Source organism: Vibrio sp. ZF 223 (genome assembly GCF_003050585.1).
GTDB classification, from domain to species: Bacteria; Pseudomonadota; Gammaproteobacteria; order Enterobacterales; family Vibrionaceae; genus Vibrio; species Vibrio crassostreae.
Genome location: NZ_PIGB01000005.1, coordinates 89,904 through 109,125, shown reverse-complemented (window position 1 = coordinate 109,125; position 19,222 = coordinate 89,904). Strand labels below are relative to the sequence as shown.

The following is a 19,222-nucleotide window of genomic DNA, read 5'->3' as shown; positions in this document are numbered from 1 at the left end:
CTTATTGTCTAGTTCTTGCGCTCGATGACGTATCGGGCGAACTCTTCGAGTAACTGGGTATTGTATGGGATTGCAGCCAAAGCTTGAAGCGCTTCCTGTAGCAGAGTTTGCGCTTTTTCTTGAGCGCCCTCTAAACCTAGCAAAGAAGGGTAGGTGCTTTTGTTCAATTCTTGGTCAGAACCCTGTGGTTTACCCAAAGTTTCAGTATCGCTGGTGATATCTAAAATATCATCTTGAACCTGGAATGCTAATCCAATGGCATCGGCGTACTTGTCTAATTGAGGCATCACTTCAAACGCTTTTTCGCCAGCAGCGAGTGCACCTAAACGAATCGCACATTTCATTAGAGCGCCCGTTTTATTGCGGTGAACCTCTTCTAACTCTTCTAGCGTGACAGAGCGGTTTTCAGCTTCAATATCAAGTGCTTGTCCAATACACATACCTTGTGCACCAGAGGCTTCTGCTAGGCGTTGAATCATTCGAACGCGATTGCTTTCACCGTCAGCATTTAATGTGCCTTCCGCAAGTATAGTAAAGGCGAGAGTTTGTAGTGCATCGCCAGTTAAAATTGCCGTTGCTTCATCGTATTTGATGTGACAAGTCTGATGACCACGACGCAGTTCATCGTCATCCATTGCTGGAAGGTCGTCGTGAATCAGAGAGTAGGCATGAATACATTCGATTGCAGAGGCTGGAGTGTCGAGTTCTTCAGCGGTGCAGCCGAGCATTTCCCCTGTAATGTAGACAAGAAATGGACGTGCGCGTTTACCGCCTAAAAGTAACCCATAACGCATTGCGTTGATCAGGTTCTGATTTTGGTGTGGCAGGCGATCAAGCCAAAGGTTCAGTTGCTCGTTATTACGTGCTTGATAAGACAATAAAGTCTCGATCATAGGGGATCTCATACAATTCGTTATTCTGGTTGTGGGTTAAAGTCACTAAGTTCTGCGTTTTCATCATTTTGCAGTAGGATGCTAACACGCTGTTCAGCATCGTTTAGTTTGCTTTGACCGGCACGAGCGAGGGAGATACCTCGTTCGAACTTCTTCAGCGCATCATCTAAAGCTAGATCACCATTTTCTAGTTGATCAACCAAGCCATCAAGCTCTTCGATTGCTGCTTCAAAGCTCATATTTTCAGGTTTCTTAGTAGCCATAATAAATCTGCGTTTGGAAAGATGAACGAACGTTACCCTAGGCCGCTAAGATGGTCAAATGTAACCAAGAAATTTTGCTAGAAAGTTCGTTTTTAAGGGGCTTGAACTCACTTTGCTTGAATAACCTTAGCTTTATCGAGTTTATGCGCTACTTATAAGAGCAAAGTAAGCCAATAGTTGGGATTCAAAAACGAAAAGTGTGATACTTAGGCCAAGAATTTACTAAAAGATCTTATAGTCTTGCCGATACAAAGATTATCGTCGACATAGAGCTACAAAAAAGCATGAGGAGTGCTCAGTGGATTTAGCAACCCTAATAGGTTTGATTGGTGGATTTGCCTTTGTAATCATGGCAATGATCCTAGGTGGAAGCCTCGGGATGTTCTATGACACGACATCCATTTTGATCGTGGTTGGTGGCTCAACCTTTGTTGTTCTGATGAAGTTCACCATGGGGCAGTTCTTTGGTGCGACTAAAATTGCAGGCAAAGCCTTCATGTTTAAAGCCGATGAACCTGAAGATCTTATCGCTAAAGTGGTAGAGATGGCGGATGCAGCGCGTAAAGGTGGCTTCTTAGCACTCGAAGAGATGGAAATCAGTAACAGCTTCATGCAAAAGGGCATAGACCTGTTGGTAGATGGCCATGATGGAGATGTAGTACGTGCAGCATTGCAAAAAGACATCGCATTAACGACTGAACGTCACGAGCAGGGCGCGAAAGTGTTCTCTGCATTTGGTGATGTTGCTCCTGCGATGGGTATGATTGGTACCTTGGTTGGTCTGGTTGCCATGCTTTCGAACATGGATGATCCAAAAGCGATCGGTCCTGCGATGGCGGTAGCACTTTTGACCACTCTGTACGGTGCGATTCTTTCGAACATGGTGTTCTTCCCAATTGCTGACAAGCTTGCGCTACGTCGTGACCAAGAGACACTTAACCGTCGTCTAGTTATGGATGGTGTACTGGCTATTCAAGATGGTCAGAATCCACGAGTTATTGATGGTTACCTCAAGAGCTACCTCAACGAAGGTAAGCGCACGATTGATGGTGAACCCGCGTAAGAGGAGTTTAAGATGGATGAAGAGAATCCATGTAAATGTCCTCCTCCGGGGTTACCTCAATGGATGGGGACATTTGCTGACTTGATGTCACTGCTGATGTGTTTCTTCGTACTGCTGCTCTCATTTTCTGAGATGGACGTACTGAAGTTCAAACAGATCGCTGGCTCGATGAAATTCGCGTTTGGTGTACAAAACCGCTTGGAAGTGAAAGACATTCCTAAAGGCACCAGCATTATTGCACAAGAGTTCCGCCCTGGTCGCCCAGAACCAACACCTATTGATGTGATCATGCAGCAGACTATTGATATTACGCAGCAAACGCTTGAGTTTCATGAAGGTGAATCTGAGCGAGCTGGCGGCACCATGCGTGACCAAGGCAAGATGACCGGAGGCAAGTCGCCAGAGGTTTCGACTCACGACAATCAAAATTCTGAGTCAGACCAACAGCAACAACAAGCTGAAGCTCAATCGCAAGAGATGGAAACCTTGATGGAAAGCATCAAGAAAGCGTTGGAACGAGAAATCGACCAAGGCGCGATTGAGGTGGAAAATCTTGGCCAGCAGATTGTTATTCGAATTCGTGAGAAAGGCGCATTCCCATCGGGTTCTGCTTTCTTACAACCTAAATTTCGCCCATTGGTGAGACAGGTCGCTGAACTAGTAAAAGATGTACCGGGCATTGTCCGAATCTCAGGACATACCGATAACCAACGTCTTGATTCAGAGCTTTATCGCTCAAATTGGGACTTGTCATCACAGCGAGCAGTGTCTGTTGCTCAAGAGATGGAGAAGGTTCGTGGGTTTTCTCATCAACGCTTGAGAGTGCGTGGCATGGCCGATACTGAGCCAGTCGAGCCGAACGATACTGAATGGCAACGTAGCCTTAACCGCCGCGTTGAAATCAGCATCATGCAGGGTGAACCGCTTTACAGTGATGAAGTGCCTGTTATTAATGAGTAGCCGATATGTGCACGCGGTAGTTAACAGATAGCATCGAAAGCCCAACCTTACAATGAGGTTGGGCTTTTTGTTTGCTGGTCTTCAATCATCTCTCTGCTGTATTTATGTCGTTTCGAAACCTGCTACTTTTAATAACAGGCAGTTTAATGATGGTGTTGCAGCAAGCACTCTTTTCCTTGCTTCACTTTCTCATGTATAATTCGCGCCCTTAGATTTAGATATGATCTATTCTTGCTTCAAGTGCTGGGTAAATTCTCTAATTTGTTTGGCGATGAGCGTTTTCAAAATTTTGAACATTAATGTTGTGAAAGTACTATGAAATTTATTGTTAAGCCCCATCCGGAAATTTTTGTAAAAAGTGAATCGGTGCGTAAGCGCTTCACAAGGATTCTAGAGTGCAACATTCGTAACGTTATTCAACGTCGCTGTGAAAGTGTTGCGGTATTCAACCGTCGCGATCATATAGAAGTGACGTCTGAGAGTGACCAGTACTACACAGAAGTGTTAGAGGCTCTGACTCACACTCCAGGTATTCACCACTCTCTTGAAGTACAACAGTCTGAATTCAAAGACTTGCACGATATTTACGAGCAAGTACTAGAACGCAGCCGTGCTGACATTGAAGGCAAGACTTTCTCTGTTCGTGCTAAGCGTCGTGGTAAGCATGACTTTACATCTATTGAACTTGAACGCTACGTAGGTGGTGGTCTAAACCAAGCCGTTGAGTCAGCGAAAGTTCGACTTAAGAACCCTGATGTAACCGTTAAGGTTGAAGTGGCTAACGATAAGCTAAACCAAGTTCTAGCTCGCCATAAAGGCCTAGGTGGTTTCCCTCTTGGTACTCAAGAAGACCTACTGAGCTTGATCTCTGGTGGTTTCGACTCTGGTGTTTCAAGCTACCTGCACATCAAGCGTGGCTCTAAGGTTCACTACTGTTTCTTCAACCTTGGTGGCCCAGCGCACGAGATTGGCGTTAAGCAAGTAGCTCACTACCTATGGAACAAATACGGCTCATCTGCAAAGGTGAAGTTCATTTCTGTAGATTTTGAACCCGTGGTTGCTGAAATCCTAGAGAACGTTGAAGACGGCCAAATGGGCGTTGTTCTTAAGCGTATGTTCATGCGTGCTGGTGGTATGGTTGCAGAGCGTTTCGGTATTGAAGCGCTAGTAACGGGTGAAGCACTTGGTCAGGTTTCTAGCCAAACGCTAACTAACCTTCGCCACATCGACAACGTGACTGATACTTTGATTCTTCGTCCGCTTATCAACTGGGACAAAGAAGACATCATTGACCTTTCTCGTATCATCGGTACTGAAGACTTCGCTAAAGTAATGCCTGAGTACTGTGGTGTTATCTCTAAGAAGCCAACAGTGAAAGCGAAGAAAGGCAAACTGGAAGCAGAAGAAGCTAAGTTTAACTTTGAAGTGCTGGATCAAGTGATCGAGAACGCTCGTGTTATGGATATCCGTGACATCGAGAAAGAGAGCCAAGAGCAAGCGCCTGAAGTTGAACAAGTTCAAGCTGTTGCTGAGCACGCTATCGTTCTTGATATCCGTAGCCCAGAAGAAGAAGACGAAAGCCCACTAGAGATCGATGGTGTTGAAATTAAACACATTCCGTTCTTCAAGCTTTCGACTCAGTTCGGTGACCTAGACCAAGATAAAGAGTACTTGCTGTACTGTGACCGTGGTGTAATGAGCCGTCTACAGGCGCTCTACCTACAAGAGCAAGGCTTCCATAACGTTAAGGTTTACCGCCCATAGTGGAGTGTTGACCAACCGTTAATCATTTGCAAAGCCGCTTACTGAAAAGTAAGCGGCTTTTTTATTTTCTATTGTGAATGATTTACAGTAGTCAGACAGAGTCGTGAGTTTGGGCGTCCTATCGTCATGCTCAGATTCAAAATTTTTGATTGATAGAGAGAGTGAGCTCTAAACAGGTTTATAAGTACCGAAGAAGTGTGAGTATCTTGAAGTATTCTGTTACTTTTTAGTGCAACTCAATGGTGCTGTTTGTATGTGTTCAGTTGATTATTTGAGTGGGTATCTGATTCTGTGATTAGTGATGAAAAATAATAAAGATTAATTAGCACAGCTATTGATAAACTTGTTGTTACATTTCTTTGCACATAAAAAAACACCGCCCATAAGGCGGTGTAAACAAATTTGACAGACAGGTCAAAATAAATACAGGAAGTACATGCCTCGTTTCAGTATAGAACTGCAACAAAACATTTGGTAGAACTCTACCCAACTCGAAAAGAACGAGTTTGCAAACACAACATCGCAGGAGCTAAGCCAATTGATTCTAGAGAGAATCAAGCCGTTCAGGCTAGCTGCTGCGGGATGAAATATAGAATTTCTCTGGCCGCTAGGCAATGGACAAATTATAATGTTTCAGATAAAAAAAACTAATGCTTATTTAGAGAGTAACTATGTCTCGTCGATTACCCCCATTAAACTCGCTAAGAGTGTTTGAAGCTGCTGCTCGACACTTGAGTTTTACGCGTGCCGCAGAAGAGTTGTTTGTTACTCAAGCGGCGGTCAGTCATCAGATCAAAGCGCTTGAAGAATTCTTATCTTTGAAGCTGTTTCGCCGAAGAAACCGCTCTTTGCTGCTGACTGAAGAAGGCCAAAGCTACTTCTTGGATATCAAAGATATTTTCACATCACTGGCAGAAGCGACGGACAAAGTGCTTGAGCGAAGTGAAAAGGGCGCATTGACCATCAGTTTACCGCCGAGTTTTGCCATTCAATGGTTGGTACCAAGGCTTGCCGACTTTAATCAGCAAGAACCTGACATTGATGTAAGAATCAAAGCCGTTGATATGGATGAAGGTTCGCTGACTGATGATGTAGATGTGGCTATTTACTATGGCCGAGGTAATTGGTCAGGGCTTAGAGCCGATAAGCTTTACCAAGAATACTTGATCCCTCTTTGCTCACCTTCCGTGCTGCTAGGAGCTAAACCATTAGAATCTCTCAGCGATTTGGCATGTCATACGTTACTGCATGATACTTCTCGAAAGGATTGGAAACAGTTTGCTAAGCAAAATGGCATTGACGGGGTTAATGTTAATCACGGTCCTATCTTCAGTCACTCAACCATGGTGCTGCAGGCGGCTGCTCACGGCCAGGGGATTGCTCTTGGTAACAATGTGTTGGCGCAGCCTGAAATCGAAGCAGGTCGTTTGATTGCGCCTTTTGATGAAGTGTTGGTGAGTAAGAACGCCTTCTATGTGGTTTGTCATGAGAAACAAGCTGACATGGGTCGTATCGCCACTTTCCGTGACTGGATGCTAGCGAAAGCGCAAAGTGAACAAGAGGACTTACTCGATGAATAACGTCATCATTGATGGTGAAAACAACCCAATCACCTTTATCTTCGCTCACGGCGCGGGTGCCGGCATGGACCACGAGTTCATGCAGTCAGTGACAAAAGGGTTGACCTTTAAAGGGATACGAGTGATTCGTTTCAACTTCCCTTACATGATCAAGCGTGCTGAAGATGGCAAGCGTCGCCCACCTGACAGAGCCCCTAAGCTCCTTGAAGCCTACCAAGAGATCATAGAGCAATGCGACGCTGATAAGCTTGTGATTGGTGGTAAGTCGATGGGAGGGCGCATGGCGAGTCATTTGTCTGAAGTTGATAAAGTGGCAGCGATGGCGTGCTTGGGTTTTCCTTTCCACCCTCCGGGCAAACCAGAGAAATACAAAGGCGAACATCTCGCTGAGTTAGCTAAGCCGTGTCTTATTTTACAAGGCGAGCGCGATACCTTTGGTAAGCGAGAAGAGTTTGCTGACTTCAATCTATCGGATTCAATTCGAGTTGAGTTTATTCCCGATGGCGACCATAGTTTTAAGCCTCGTAAGAGTTCTGGTTACACCGAACAGCAGAATATTGCGTTAACCGTTGAGAAGTTGTCAGCGTTTATCAAAGAGGTGCTCAATGAAAAGTAAGTATTTACTCACTTTTGCAGGCATTTCTGGTGCGATCGCTGTGATGCTTGGGGCATTCGCCGCGCACGGTTTGAAGGCTATCTTGCCAGAGTATCTTTTAGGTGTGTTCGAGACCGGTGTTCAGTACCAATTTATCCATACTCTAGCGATATTGGCGTGTGGTGCTCTGCTACAGATGAAACTTGGCGCTAAATCACAAAAATATTTTTTCATTGCGGCAATTTGCTTTATCATCGGCATCCTTTGTTTTAGTGGCAGCCTTTATGGCTTAGCACTGACAGGAATAAAATGGTTTGGCCCTATAACACCGTTTGGTGGTCTACTATTTATCATTGGTTGGGGAGTCTTCTCCTTCGCTGCTTTGAATATAAAAGAGGTAACTCAGTGAAACACGTACTACTTTATTGTCGCTCTGGTTTTGAAAAAGAATGTGCTGGCGAAATTCAAGACAAGGCAACACAACTGGAAGTGTTTGGTTTTCCTCGCCTAAAGAACAATACAGGCTTTGTATTGTTTGAATGTTACCAAGCAGGTGAAGCGGACAAGTTGATTAAAGAGATCGACTTCCAATCACTGATCTTTGCTCGTCAGATGCTAGCAGTGGCAGTTGAAATCAAAGACCTGCCAACCGATGACCGTATCTCTCCAATTCTTGAAGCGCTTTCTGAAAAAGAAGGTTTCCCTCGTTGTGGTGATATCCGTATCGAAACACCAGATACTAACGAAGCAAAAGAGCTTTTGAAGTTCTGCCGTAAGTTTACTGTGCCGATGCGTCAAGCGATGCGTGGTAAAGGCCTGATGACAGCGAAAGATAACGCTAAGAAGCCTGTGCTTCATTTATGCTTCATCGCTCCGGGTCACTGCTTTGTGGGTTACTCTTACCCAACCAATAACTCACAGTTCTTTATGGGGATCCCTCGTCTGAAATTCCCATCAGATGCGCCAAGCCGTTCTACATTGAAGCTAGAAGAAGCATTCCACGTATTCATACCTCGTGATGAGTGGGACGAGCGTCTGGCTCCAGGTATGTGGGGTGTTGATTTAGGTGCATGTCCAGGTGGTTGGACTTACCAATTGGTTAAGCGCTCGATGTTCGTTCACTGTGTTGATAACGGCATGATGGCAGACAGCCTAATGGAAACGGGTCAAATTAAGCACCACATGGTGGATGGCTTTAAGTTTGAACCAGACCGTAAGAACGTAACTTGGATTATCTGTGACATGGTTGAGAAGCCAGCGCGCGTTGCACACCTTATGGGTGAGTGGATTATCAAAGGCTGGGCGAAAGAAGCACTATTCAACCTTAAACTGCCTATGAAAGGCCGTTACGATGAAGTACTGCAAGATATCGAGAACCTAAAAGTGTTCCTTATTGAGAATAAAGTGAAGTTCAAGATGCAGGCTAAGCACCTTTACCACGATCGCGAAGAGATCACGGTTCACATTCAGGCGCTTTCAAACATCTCACCGCACTAATATTTACGTTAGGGTGTCAGTGAAAAAATGCTCCTTTAAGGAGCATTTTTTGTATCAATACCATCGAGTCACAGCGACTTAAGCGTGTGCTTCGTAGCGAATATCTTGCAGATTGAACCCTAAATCGATATCGGTTTTGAGTGCCGATACTTGCTTACATACACGAGCGGATTCGATGTGCTCGTCGAACTTCTTACGGTATTTTTTCGGTAGATCTTCTGCTTGGTAGGCCGTTTCAATATCTGGGTAGGTGGTTAATATCTCTTTGGCTGCTTTTGGTCCGACACCTGGAATTCCCGGTACTTGGCTAGAGCTGACACCTGTTAACCCCCAGTAATCCGCCAGTTGTTCAGGCTTAACGCCAAACTCAGCTTCGATAAAGGGTTTGTCTAGCCAACGGTGCTGGAAGTAGTCACGGATCTGCAGAGTGGGTGATAGCAGTTGGCAGTAGCCTTTATCCGTCGAAATGATGGTGACGGTTTCTCCGTGGTCAGCCACTTTCTTTGCCAGTGTTGCGACTAGGTCATCCGCTTCATCGCCATCAGACAGCAGTGAATCAATGCCTAATTCCCACCAAGCTTGTTGAATAGCATCAAGACCTTTCATCAATGGCTCTGGCATCGGTTTACGGTTCTGCTTATAAGAAGGGAGCACGTCTGCGCGCCAGCCACGGTCTTGTAAATGGTGATCAAATACCGCGATGATGTGGGTGGGTTTTGATTCATTCAGAATCTTATTGAGAGTGCGAGTTGTCGTGGTGATGGTTCTTGCTATATCGGTTGGGTCCGGCTGAACAGAGTGCACGCGTCGGATGAGGTTTAAGGCATCGATAATAACAAGATGGATAGACATAAGTTTCCACTAAATAGGCAATAAAAAAGGGGCTGCTAGCCCCTTATAGTAACGTATCACTTGGTGAGTTGAAACGTTAGCGACGTATACGTCATGACTTGTTTAGTTTTACGCTTGTCACCTGTTATCAGTTGCTTGCCATTATTAGCTACTAGACACAATCTGATAGCAAGGCACGTAGTCCGTACCACCCGGTAGCTTCATTCGATGTTGCTCCACAAAGTCATTTAGCAGTTGGTCCATTTTGGTCATTAGCTCTTTGTCGCCATCAATCAGGAATGGACCGTGCTTCTCGATCTCTAGAATACCCTCAGCTTTGACGTTACCTGCGACAATGCCTGAGAACGCTTTACGTAAATTAGCGGCTAGGCTTTCTGTTTTTTGGTCCATATGAAGATCAAGCGCCGCCATAGATTCGTGTGTCGGATCGAATGGCAGTTGGAACTCCGGCTCAATATGCAGTGACCAGTTATAGCTGTAGGCATCGCCGGTCTCTTTACGGTGAGATCGCACATCTGGCATCGCTTGTTTCATGATTTTTGCAGCGCGAGCAGGATCATCAATCACGATCTCATAGTGTTTCTGCGCATCAGGCCCTAAGGTTTCACCGATGAACTTATCGATAGAGCGGAAGTAAGCCTCACTCTCTTTCGAACCCGTTAAGACAATCGGCATTGGCTGCTCAGCGTTGTTCGGGTGCATCATGATCCCTAAGATGTACAGCAGCTCTTCGGCTGTGCCTGGGCCGCCTGGGAAAATGATGATGCCATGCGCCATACGAACGAATGCCTCAAGACGTTTCTCGATATCTGGCATGATCACCAGTTCGTTCACGATTGGGTTTGGTGGCTCAGCAGCAATGATTGAAGGTTCTGTCAGCCCTAAGTAACGATGATCAGTATAACGTTGCTTAGCGTGACCAATAGCCGCGCCTTTCATTGGCCCTTCCATCGCACCCGGTCCACAACCGGTACAGATGTTCAGCTCACGTAGGCCAAGTTCATTACCCACTTCGCGAGTGTATTGGTATTCAGTGGCATTAATAGAGTGACCACCCCAACATACAATCAGGTTAGGCTCGATACCCGGTGTAAGTGCGCCTGCATTTCTCAGAATACCAAATACGAGGTTGGTAATGTGAGTGGCATTAGTCAGGTTGAGCCTTTGGTTATCTGCGAGGTGCATGTTGACGTAAACAATGTCACGCAGCACTGAAAATAGGTGCTCTTGGATACCTTTGATGATTTCACCATCGACAAAGGCATGCTCTGGAGGGTTGCTCAGCTCGAGTTTGATACCACGCTCACGTCGCACTACCTCAACATCAAACGATTGATACTTGTCGAGTAACTCTTTGGAGTTGTCGGTGTGGCTACCTGAGTTGAGTACCGCTAACGTACAGTTACGATACAGTTGGTACAGATCACTAGACGCGGTTTTCTTAAGACGCTCAACCTCAAGTTGAGAGAGTAAATCCATGCTACCGGCAGGGCTGATATGAGTGATCATAGTGCCTCCTTGTTGAAAAGAGCAGGGGACGTTGAAGTGACCCTCTGGCTCGAGAGTGAGAAGCAAACGTTGAAAGTGTTTGGTTAAAGGTGGGAGAGAGTTAACCAGACGAAACGGATACGACAGCGTTGCTTGCCAAGAATGCTTGTTAAGCGAATGTTAATCATTAGCTTAGCAAACATTGAGGGAAATGGTATGTGATAAGTATTTGAAAAAATGAAATAAATTAAATCTAAGGTGGCTTAGTTCCAAACAAGTTGGTTAGTGCCGCGTTGTTTTGCTTTGTTTAGCGTCTTATTGAGTCTTTCCAATACTTCTTCTGGTGTATCTGACTCTTTAAACTGAGTGCTTGCCGCACACAAGGTAATCGTGATTTGTTGGTCACGGAACTTAAAGGGCAAACGACTTACTTGAGTTTGGATGTTTTGAATGACCTGGTGGCAATATTCATCAGTTTGCTCTGGCAGCAATAAGACAAATTCTTCACCTGAAAAACGCGCCACAGTATCAGTGGTGCCTGCTTCTTTGGTGATGGTTCTTGCGATGATTTTGAGTGCTTTGTCGCCCGCGGTATAACCAAAGCTATCGTTAATCGCTTTGAAGTTGTCTATATCGAGCAGTACTACGCGCAGTGAGTGTTGTGCGCGGATCCAGCGGCGATACTCAAGCTCTAAGCGGTCAGTAAAGGCGGTGCGATTGTAAACCTTTGTTAGCGGGTCAAGCAGCATGCGTTGAGCCTGATCTTCCAAACGCTTACGGTAATCTTGGGTGACTTCATACAGTGAATCTAACTGAGTCTTTCCGTAATTCATTCTCTCTATTAGAGCTTGTTCTTTTTGCTCTGCGTGGTTCAATCTTTCCGAAAGAGAGGCTATTTCACTGAGCAGCGGGTTAATCGAGCGCTTTAAACTATCAATATCTTTTGCTTTCTCTACAGAGTTTTGGCTCTTAGTGACAAGTTCATTTAACTCAGAGTTAAGCCCTTGGCGGTGCTCAAAGTAGCTTTGGCTCTGGTCGGTATTTTGGTCTGCCGTTTTGATGCTGGAAGCTAGAGATGAATTAAGCTGATCAACAAATTGTTCAGACTTCTTACGTTCTAGGTTGGTGCCTTCAATGACCAGTTTGAGGATCTGAAGTGTCAACTCAAGTAGGTTTTGTGTGGAAACACCAAGCAGCAGCTTCGCTCGAATATCGGTAAGGAGATCACCCGATTCACCCTCGAAATCAAGTTCAGTGATCAGATGTTGTAATTCATTTGATAGGTCGGAAAGGAGCTCTTGTTCCGGAGAATACGTAGCGTCGGCAAAATGAGTGCGTGAGTTATTCGCCATAATCTTAATGGCACGCTCATAAATACCGAGAAGTTTCATGGCATGATCGACTTTTTGACTGCCATTGCATTCGGAGAAGCTAAGTAAGTTTCGTAGGTCGCGTTTAAGCTGCGCTGGAAGGCCTGTTATGCGCTGCAGCGTTTCCCCACTGTGCTTAATGCTATCGTCCAGATATCCGTTCTGTTTATCCATAGCCAACGTTTTCTGCTTAAGCATCCTTTCTAATACTGCCAGCTTTGGGATCATTGAGCTAATGTCTTTTTGCTTTTCTAGCTCTTCCCTAAGGGCAATGAGGTTTTCATCTAAATGACTGTTACTGCCAACACATGCGTCACTTAAAGATGTGACGATACGCTTTAGAACTTTCTGTTCTCTAATAAACTTGAACGAGGTGTCTCTTTGCGTCAAACGAACCTGCTCCAACTGAGATTTCAGCTGGTGGAGTTGCGCCTGAATGTCTTTTTCAAGAATGCCCATAGATGTATTAATTAGCGCCGCGTAGACCGATCTCGATCATTTTGATGAAATTCCGTTACATCGATAATAACAAAACTAAAAATAAGGTCACGACTTGCCGCTCTTAACCGCTCGCAAATCAGTCATCTTTTAGCATTTTTTTGATGTTGTCCTCATTCTGGTACGACGATTGTATTTTTATTAACCCTTGATTAATCGCATGTTTACACGCTTCTCTTATGTTACCAGTTGCAAGGCTCGCTGCTGGTGCATTATCGATAGCTTTTAGGTATACCCATTGGCTGCTGCGCTCTTTGAGACTGATCTCACGAGCTAGATTGGTCGACATTAACAATACGTCGAGCAGCTCTTGATCGTTAATTGCGGTGTAAGCGCGTGGTAAAAACGGGTAGTCAGCGATGCCCATGCGGACCGTTCGATTGATGTTACGCTCTGTTTCGAAGTCATTCACCCAAGACTGAATCTTTCTGAACATGGCCTCAGGCGATAAATCACGGTCGGCGTTGGGCTCGATATAAAGCAGGTTCGCATCCGAGAAATGGTAAACACGAGCTGGACCTTCAAGCTTAGATTTGAGGAATTCACCGAAAGCATCTTCCAGTTCTAAACCGGCTTTGTAACCGTTCTGCGTGTACATGTTGCGCAAGAACGGCAAATCAATCATCACAAAGCGCAAACGGTCGTTCAGTGGTTCATGAATCAATTCCCCCATCTGCCATTGCTCAAAGGTCTGGCTGGTTTGCTCCAAAGAGTTCGAGAGCTTCGCATTGAGCATTCTTAGGTTAGGAAGCTTCGAACGCGAGTGCGTAAAGAGATCTGTGCGTAGTGAGTCCACTTCTTTGGCCAAGGTTTGAATGAGGTAGCCTCGGCGTAGCACAAAGAAGAACAAGACAATGCTGAACAAGAATAGGGCGAACGATATTTTTTGGAACTTACGATGCTCCAGTTTGTATTTTTCTAGCTCTTGCGCTTGGCCTGCATAGTGCAAGGTCTGCTCGGCAAACTCTTTCTGTTGGCGGAATGCATCTTCGCCAACACGGTTAAGTTTTTGCTGCTCTAAAGAAACAAGGCTGTTGTACTGCTTGAGGTTTGCTAGCGCCTGCTGTGGACGACCAGCCTGCTCATAACCTAAAGAAAGTAAGTAGTACGAGCGTTGTGAAAGGCGCATGTTTTCTATCTGGCGTGAGATCTCAAGTGCGCGTGTTGCATGCTTAATCACGTCTTCGCTTTCTTGCAGGTGATAAGCCAACCCAGCCGATAACAGTGCGGCACGACCTTCCAGCTTTGGTATGTCGGTGTATTCCAGCAGCTCAAGGGCACGTGTTAGGTACTGTTCTGCTAAAGGGTAATTATAAAGGCGTAGGTAAGTCGCTGATAGGCTTAGGCGAATATCAATGACTTCGTGGATATCTCGGTCAGTACTTTCGTGATCAAGAACGTTGAAGAAGTGCACCAGGGCAAGGTTATATTTCCCTTGATAGAAGTACACGTCACCCATTTTCTTAAGCACTTGCGCTAAGACAGGTGAGTTTTCAAAGTTATCATAGAAATCAGCAGCTTGAGAAAGGTGCTCTAGCGCTTTATCTAAAACTTGGCGCTCAAAGAAAAGCTGAGCAAGTAGGCGGTTTACCTTGGCCAAGCGTGAACTCAGGTTGCCTTCGACTGATTTCCAATAGCCATACAACAACTCAGACAGCGCGTGGTTGTACTCTTTGTGGGTCAGATAAAACTCACCGACTGAGATGTGGTAGTCGATGGTGACTTTTTCAGAGTAGCGCTGGTCGAGGTAGGTTTTGGCTTCTTGATAGAACTTCTCAGCTTCGTCGACCTTGTTGTCGTAAGAGGCGATGTCGGCTTTTAACATGATCAAGCGATAGGTGATGCCTTCCGTCAAGCGTAAGGTTTTATTCACCGATTCTAGGTTTGCTTCAATACCTGCTAGCTCTGATTTTGCTTTGGCTGATTTTCTATCATTAAGCCAAACCAAGCGAACTTTTAGGATCTGGAGATCCAGCTTTAGGTAATCAAGCTTATAGGTTTTCGCTAGCTCAGAGGCCTTTTCGATGTGCTTGATAGCAATGCGAATATTGCCAAGGTTGTACTCTGCTTTAGCTAAGATCTTATACGCATCGATACTGCTGTTTGGTGTTCGAATAGAAGAGTCTGTCTCTTCGCGAGAAATAGCAGAAGGGCTTTTCTCGCGTTGATCGGAAAGGACACGAAGCGTGAGGTAGCTGTTGGCCATTTGTTTTGCTTGGCTCGGCTCGATCTCAACCAAGTTATTGGCTTCATTGAGCAGCGCCGACGAGTAGACCGACGCATTAACCGATGTGCTTAAGCTTAAAATAAATAGGCTAACGACGTATAACCAACGCATTTCAATGTCCCTTTAAAGATGAGGTAGGTTCCAATAAGTGTGTGGTTTGTATGCCTATTATTGGCGAGCCATACGCTTGTTGTGGCTTGGTCTATCTTGCTCTGTTGAACGGTACGGGTTGATATCCAGACCACCACGACGCGTGTAACGAGCAAATACGGTTAGCTTCGATGGGCCACAGTATTTCATGATGTCAGTGAAGATACGTTCGACACATTGTTCGTGGAATTCGTTGTGTTCACGGAAAGAAACTAAATAGCGTAGCAGAGCTTCACGGTCAATTTGCTTACCTGAATATGCGATCTCAACGCTGCCCCAATCCGGTTGATTAGTGATCAAACAGTTCGACTTCAATAGGTGGCTGTGCAGTGTTTCTTCGACTTCTTGTTCGCCAGCAGCGCCCTCAAGCAGTGATGCTTCAAAGTCATAGCTAGTGATGTGGATGTCTTGGTTGTCGATACATTCGCCTTCCATCGTTACGATAGGTTGGTTGGTGTAGTCGGTTACTGAGTTTACATTCACAATGACGGTTTCGCCTGCACATGCTGACAAATCTTGGGTCAGGCGCTCAGTGACTTGTTCCCAGTTTTCAAATTGAGTCTGGTTGTAGCTGTTCAGGTACAGTTTGAAAGATTTTGATTCAATTAAATTTGGGCTGGTTGCCGGGATGAAAACTTCGCCAACAGCCACTTGTGGTAGGCCATTGGTGTTTAGCCACGAAAGCTCGTACATAGTCCAAATATCATGACCAACAAAAGGCAGCTCGCCGTTTAGCGCAAGATCATCGCGATTAAGGCTACGAGGCACTGGTTGCAATAAACTTGCATCGTATTGGTTAGAGTACTCAGTTTTTTGGCCTAGGGTTAAACCCGCTAGCTCTTTTGCGTCAGAATATTTGCTCATACTTTCGTTTCAAATTCGATTAGAATGGGGTCGATTTTACTGAATCCCCATTACCCTGTCATTAAGTCATCGCTTATTCGGCAAGGAAAGGCCCAGATTCTATTTATTATTATGTGTTTAGGAGATTTTCATGACTCAACGTGCTCAAGACGCACTACTTTCTTTCAGTCAGCGATACGTTGACGCGTGGCAGCAGCAACACCAAAGCTTACCTCGTAATGAGGAGTTGGTGGACATCGTATCGCCATGCGTAGAAGAAAAGAGTGGCGACGCCGTGTTGTGGAAGCACTATCCACGTGAGCAATTCGCGGATTTCACCAACGTTGAAACCGGTATTGAGTTGACTCTGCATGAAGACATCAAGACTTTCTATGGCGCACAATTCAGCGCAGATATGAATGCGACTTTTGATGGTAACGAGCTGACTCTATTACAGATTTGGAGTGATGAAGACTTCGAATGCCTACAAGAAAACATTTTGGGTCACCTAGTGACTCAGCGTCGCTTGAAGCTAAAGCCTACGGTTTTCATTGCCGCGACCGATGCAGAGCTGGATGTTATCTCTATCTGTAACCTAACGGGTAACGTGATTTTGGAGCGCTTAGGCACCAAAAATCGTGATGTACTAGCCGAGACATTGGCAGAGTTTTTAGAAAAGCTACAACCAGCGGTATAAATAGATGTACGTACTAGAACTTCAATTTGAGTGTTTTGACAACACAACGGTAAGCGCTGTCGACAAGGCTGTTAATGGCTTAATGGATGCACTTCGTTATAACGGGCAAGTGTTGGGTCGTGAATTTCCTATCGTGATGGGTGACGGCGAATTTTATGTTCGCGTTGTCTGCCCAGAGCAAGACAGCTTGCACCCGCGTAACCACTCAGATTTCGTAAAAGTGTGTTTTGATCGCTTGTCTAACGCGAGCCTGCTTGCGCCTAAAATGCGTTTACTGGGGCGAGATCTTAACTCTGAAGAAGTGGCCGAAGACGAAGCGCCAAGCTGGCAGGTGTTGTACACGACGTTCGTTCATACCTGTTCGCCGCTACGCAGTGGTGACAGCTTGTTGCCGATCCCTCTGTATCGCAACCCGCCAACCTTCAATGGTGACCATAAAGCCGTATTGAAATGGCAGACTGAATGGCAAGCTTGTGATGAAGTCCAAATGGGTGGTGGTTGTCGTGCTGAACACGCAACTCTGACAGAGATTAGTGATACTAAAAGTGTGTTGTTCAAACGCGGTTGGGGCTTGAGAGGACGCATTGAATATCTCACGAAGATCCCGACTTATTACTACTTGTACCGCGTGGGTGGCATTAGCTTAAAAGCTGAAAAAGAGCGCAAATGCCCGCAATGTGGTGGCGAATGGCTGCTAGATGCGCCTATCCACGATATTTTCTATTTCAAGTGTGATGACTGCCGTCTGGTATCAAACATCTCTTGGGATCATCTTAAGTAATCCATAAAGCTTAATTTTCGATTCAAGGTATCGAAGTGTTGATCAATACTTCGATACTTATTCCTCTGTTTTCTCTCTGCTAGCTTCTCGTCTGTTTCTCTTTCTTTGACCTCCATATTGAGCATTAATCAGTATTGGGCTTTTCCAATATTGTCGAATCTATTTCGCCCTTAAGTACGCTCATTCTGTGCTGTATGTCTATCTCTGTAGTCCTCATGTATTCACAGAAATAATTCCACACCCATCAACTTTTAGTTACCTCAATAGTTAGCCTGATCACAATAATCAATCAGTTCTCTTTCAATTTATATTCTTCTCAATATAAATGGGATCGATCCCATGGGAATGTTCCCATTTATAAAAATAACCTGATTCTAGATCTGAAAGGAATGGACGATGAAACTGTTACCTATTGCTGCTGCACTCTCTACTGCTTTACTTGCCCCTAATTTATACGCTGATGAAACCAAGCCATTGGAGTTCAATGGTTACATGCGCGGAGGCGTTGGCCTGAGTAATGAAGGCGGCTCAAACAGCAAGTGGGAGGTGAGTAAAGTTGGACGACTCGGCAACGAAAATGACCTGTATGGCGAGTTTGGTTTTAGAAAAGAAGTGTATGCTGAGGACGACGTTTCATTTTTAGTTGATTCCATGTTGTCGTACTGGCAAGGCCAAGATGAGAACGCGGCGGATAAAAGCGTTGATGTAGTTCAACTCAATGTTCAAGCAGTAGGGCTTTTTGAAGATAAAGATATTGGTATTTGGGCGGGTGAGCGCTACTACCAACGCCATGATGTTCACATCGTTGATAACTACTACTGGGATGTAAGCGGTATTGGTGCGGGGGTTGAACACATCAATATGGGACCAGGTAAATTATCGGTGGCTTTGATTCAAGACACGGTTACTGGCGATGTGTTTGATGGCAAAGAAACCACAGCCATGATTGCTGATATACGTTATGCGGGTATTCCATTGTGGAAAAATGCTGATCTTGAGGTCGGTATTGATATGAACTTCGCCAATGAAAAGCAGGGCCAAACGGTGGACGCGGATGATAGCGTGATGCTGACTGCCAGCCTAAATCAAAAACTAGCGGGTGGTTTCAACAAAACCATTCTCCAAGTGGCTAACTCTGGTTATGCGGAGCAGATGACAACCTTTGGTACAGGTAAGGGCATCGTTCGTGATGTAAATAACAACGATGCGGATGGCTTCCGATTGATTAACTGGGGTGTGCTTGCTATCGGTGAGAACATCGAATTTGGTCACACGGTTCGTTATGCCGCGTCATCGGGTGTTGGTGCGAATAACAGTGATGACGAGTCGTTCAGTGCTGTAATCCGTCCGCTTTATAAGTGGGACAAGCGCATGCGTACCATTCTTGAAATTGGTGGTTTTGTAGAAACGATTGATAACAAAGATGGGGCGGGTGGTAAATTTACAATCGCTCAGGCTTGGGTTCCACAAGTGGGTTTCTGGTCTCGTCCTGAATTTCGTATCTTCGCCACTTACCTAAATGATGCAGAAAACGACAATGCCTTCGGTGAAGGAAAAAACAGTGAAATGAGCGTTGGTATGCAAGTGGAAGCTTGGTGGTAAGTCGAGCCTTTTTAACTAATTGCGGTACATAAAAAACTGCCGTAAATAAAAAGGGGCTGACGTTATGTCAGCCCCTTCGGGTATCTATACGATGCTGCA

At 45.2% G+C, this 19,222-nt stretch carries 17 protein-coding genes; 10 read left to right on the top strand and 7 right to left on the bottom strand.

Annotated features, from left to right (window positions below; genetic code table 11):
* Positions 1-8: 8 nt before the first annotated feature.
* Entirely contained in the window at positions 9-893 is an 885-nt protein-coding gene (gene ispA, locus CWO13_RS12100; protein ID WP_102432642.1) for a (2E,6E)-farnesyl diphosphate synthase, read from the bottom strand.
* Positions 894-913: 20 nt separating this feature from the next.
* Positions 914-1,156 carry an exodeoxyribonuclease VII small subunit gene (xseB, locus tag CWO13_RS12095; protein WP_004734405.1) on the bottom strand — a complete coding sequence of 81 codons (243 nt, stop codon included), beginning with the start codon at positions 1,154-1,156 and terminating at the stop codon, positions 914-916.
* Between the two features lie 298 nt (positions 1,157-1,454).
* Here xseB and pomA point away from each other — a divergent pair, with 298 nt between their 5' ends.
* The 7 genes from pomA to rlmM all read left to right on the top strand — a co-directional run bounded on the left by pomA (position 1,455) and on the right by rlmM (position 8,615).
* Positions 1,455-2,219, top strand: coding sequence for a flagellar motor protein PomA (pomA, locus tag CWO13_RS12090; RefSeq protein WP_004734406.1), 765 nt, complete (start codon positions 1,455-1,457; stop codon positions 2,217-2,219).
* A gap of 12 nt (positions 2,220-2,231) precedes the next feature.
* Positions 2,232-3,179, top strand: a complete 948-nt coding sequence (locus tag CWO13_RS12085; RefSeq protein WP_017060777.1) for a flagellar motor protein MotB — start codon at positions 2,232-2,234, stop codon at positions 3,177-3,179.
* Positions 3,180-3,494: 315 nt separating this feature from the next.
* Positions 3,495-4,943 carry a tRNA uracil 4-sulfurtransferase ThiI gene (gene thiI / locus CWO13_RS12080; RefSeq protein WP_048658100.1) on the top strand — a complete coding sequence of 483 codons (1,449 nt, stop codon included), beginning with the start codon at positions 3,495-3,497 and terminating at the stop codon, positions 4,941-4,943.
* Between the two features lie 671 nt (positions 4,944-5,614).
* On the top strand, positions 5,615-6,523 hold the full coding sequence (locus CWO13_RS12075; RefSeq protein ID WP_017063339.1) for a transcriptional regulator GcvA: 909 nt from the start codon (positions 5,615-5,617) through the stop codon (positions 6,521-6,523).
* The gene (locus tag CWO13_RS12070; RefSeq protein WP_102398338.1) at positions 6,516-7,139 is read left to right on the top strand and encodes an alpha/beta family hydrolase; all 624 of its coding nucleotides are present in this window, start codon (positions 6,516-6,518) and stop codon (positions 7,137-7,139) included. Before CWO13_RS12075 ends, CWO13_RS12070 begins: the two co-directional genes overlap by 8 nt.
* Positions 7,129-7,527 carry a DUF423 domain-containing protein gene (locus CWO13_RS12065; RefSeq protein WP_017632369.1) on the top strand — a complete coding sequence of 133 codons (399 nt, stop codon included), beginning with the start codon at positions 7,129-7,131 and terminating at the stop codon, positions 7,525-7,527. Before CWO13_RS12070 ends, CWO13_RS12065 begins: the two co-directional genes overlap by 11 nt.
* Entirely contained in the window at positions 7,524-8,615 is a 1,092-nt protein-coding gene (gene rlmM / locus CWO13_RS12060) for a 23S rRNA (cytidine(2498)-2'-O)-methyltransferase RlmM (protein WP_017070491.1), read from the top strand. The genes CWO13_RS12065 and rlmM overlap by 4 nt, the downstream gene beginning before the upstream one ends.
* Before the next feature lie 78 nt (positions 8,616-8,693).
* Here the strand turns inward: rlmM and xni are convergent, their stop codons facing one another.
* The 5 genes from xni to queF form a co-directional block, all read right to left on the bottom strand.
* Positions 8,694-9,467 (bottom strand): flap endonuclease Xni, encoded by a 774-nt coding sequence (gene xni / locus CWO13_RS12055; protein ID WP_108083019.1) that lies wholly within the window; start codon positions 9,465-9,467, stop codon positions 8,694-8,696.
* Positions 9,468-9,611: 144 nt separating this feature from the next.
* A complete protein-coding gene (gene ppnN, locus CWO13_RS12050; protein WP_108083018.1) occupies positions 9,612-10,976 on the bottom strand; it encodes a nucleotide 5'-monophosphate nucleosidase PpnN in 1,365 nt (454 codons plus the stop codon).
* Between the two features lie 242 nt (positions 10,977-11,218).
* Positions 11,219-12,784, bottom strand: coding sequence for a sensor domain-containing diguanylate cyclase (locus tag CWO13_RS12045; RefSeq protein ID WP_102478919.1), 1,566 nt, complete (start codon positions 12,782-12,784; stop codon positions 11,219-11,221).
* Positions 12,785-12,902: 118 nt separating this feature from the next.
* Positions 12,903-15,161, bottom strand: coding sequence for a tetratricopeptide repeat protein (locus CWO13_RS12040; protein ID WP_048658093.1), 2,259 nt, complete (start codon positions 15,159-15,161; stop codon positions 12,903-12,905).
* A gap of 57 nt (positions 15,162-15,218) precedes the next feature.
* Positions 15,219-16,064 (bottom strand): NADPH-dependent 7-cyano-7-deazaguanine reductase QueF, encoded by an 846-nt coding sequence (gene queF / locus CWO13_RS12035; RefSeq protein ID WP_048658092.1) that lies wholly within the window; start codon positions 16,062-16,064, stop codon positions 15,219-15,221.
* Between the two features lie 130 nt (positions 16,065-16,194).
* Between queF and syd the strand changes: the two genes are divergently transcribed.
* The 3 genes from syd (at position 16,195) to CWO13_RS12020 (ending at position 19,123) form a co-directional block, all read left to right on the top strand.
* Positions 16,195-16,740, top strand: a complete 546-nt coding sequence (gene syd, locus CWO13_RS12030; RefSeq protein WP_017089736.1) for a SecY-interacting protein — start codon at positions 16,195-16,197, stop codon at positions 16,738-16,740.
* Between the two features lie 4 nt (positions 16,741-16,744).
* A complete protein-coding gene (locus CWO13_RS12025; protein WP_017630798.1) occupies positions 16,745-17,521 on the top strand; it encodes a Zn-ribbon-containing protein in 777 nt (258 codons plus the stop codon).
* Between the two features lie 396 nt (positions 17,522-17,917).
* A complete protein-coding gene (locus CWO13_RS12020) occupies positions 17,918-19,123 on the top strand; it encodes a carbohydrate porin (protein ID WP_102432638.1) in 1,206 nt (401 codons plus the stop codon).
* Positions 19,124-19,222: the final 99 nt, after the last annotated feature.

What these genes read in the sequence shown, in the direction of transcription:
- ispA (WP_102432642.1), bottom strand. Translation starts at nt 893, where the DNA reads ATGATCGAGACTTTATTGTCTTATCAAGCACGTAATAACGAGCAACTG.
- xseB (WP_004734405.1), bottom strand. Translation starts at nt 1,156, where the DNA reads ATGGCTACTAAGAAACCTGAAAATATGAGCTTTGAAGCAGCAATCGAA.
- CWO13_RS12085 (WP_017060777.1), top strand. Translation starts at nt 2,232, where the DNA reads ATGGATGAAGAGAATCCATGTAAATGTCCTCCTCCGGGGTTACCTCAA.
- thiI (WP_048658100.1), top strand. Translation starts at nt 3,495, where the DNA reads ATGAAATTTATTGTTAAGCCCCATCCGGAAATTTTTGTAAAAAGTGAA.
- CWO13_RS12075 (WP_017063339.1), top strand. Translation starts at nt 5,615, where the DNA reads ATGTCTCGTCGATTACCCCCATTAAACTCGCTAAGAGTGTTTGAAGCT.
- CWO13_RS12070 (WP_102398338.1), top strand. Translation starts at nt 6,516, where the DNA reads ATGAATAACGTCATCATTGATGGTGAAAACAACCCAATCACCTTTATC.
- CWO13_RS12065 (WP_017632369.1), top strand. Translation starts at nt 7,129, where the DNA reads ATGAAAAGTAAGTATTTACTCACTTTTGCAGGCATTTCTGGTGCGATC.
- xni (WP_108083019.1), bottom strand. Translation starts at nt 9,467, where the DNA reads ATGTCTATCCATCTTGTTATTATCGATGCCTTAAACCTCATCCGACGC.
- ppnN (WP_108083018.1), bottom strand. Translation starts at nt 10,976, where the DNA reads ATGATCACTCATATCAGCCCTGCCGGTAGCATGGATTTACTCTCTCAA.
- CWO13_RS12045 (WP_102478919.1), bottom strand. Translation starts at nt 12,784, where the DNA reads ATGGGCATTCTTGAAAAAGACATTCAGGCGCAACTCCACCAGCTGAAA.
- CWO13_RS12040 (WP_048658093.1), bottom strand. Translation starts at nt 15,161, where the DNA reads ATGCGTTGGTTATACGTCGTTAGCCTATTTATTTTAAGCTTAAGCACA.
- queF (WP_048658092.1), bottom strand. Translation starts at nt 16,064, where the DNA reads ATGAGCAAATATTCTGACGCAAAAGAGCTAGCGGGTTTAACCCTAGGC.
- syd (WP_017089736.1), top strand. Translation starts at nt 16,195, where the DNA reads ATGACTCAACGTGCTCAAGACGCACTACTTTCTTTCAGTCAGCGATAC.
- CWO13_RS12025 (WP_017630798.1), top strand. Translation starts at nt 16,745, where the DNA reads ATGTACGTACTAGAACTTCAATTTGAGTGTTTTGACAACACAACGGTA.
- CWO13_RS12020 (WP_102432638.1), top strand. Translation starts at nt 17,918, where the DNA reads ATGAAACTGTTACCTATTGCTGCTGCACTCTCTACTGCTTTACTTGCC.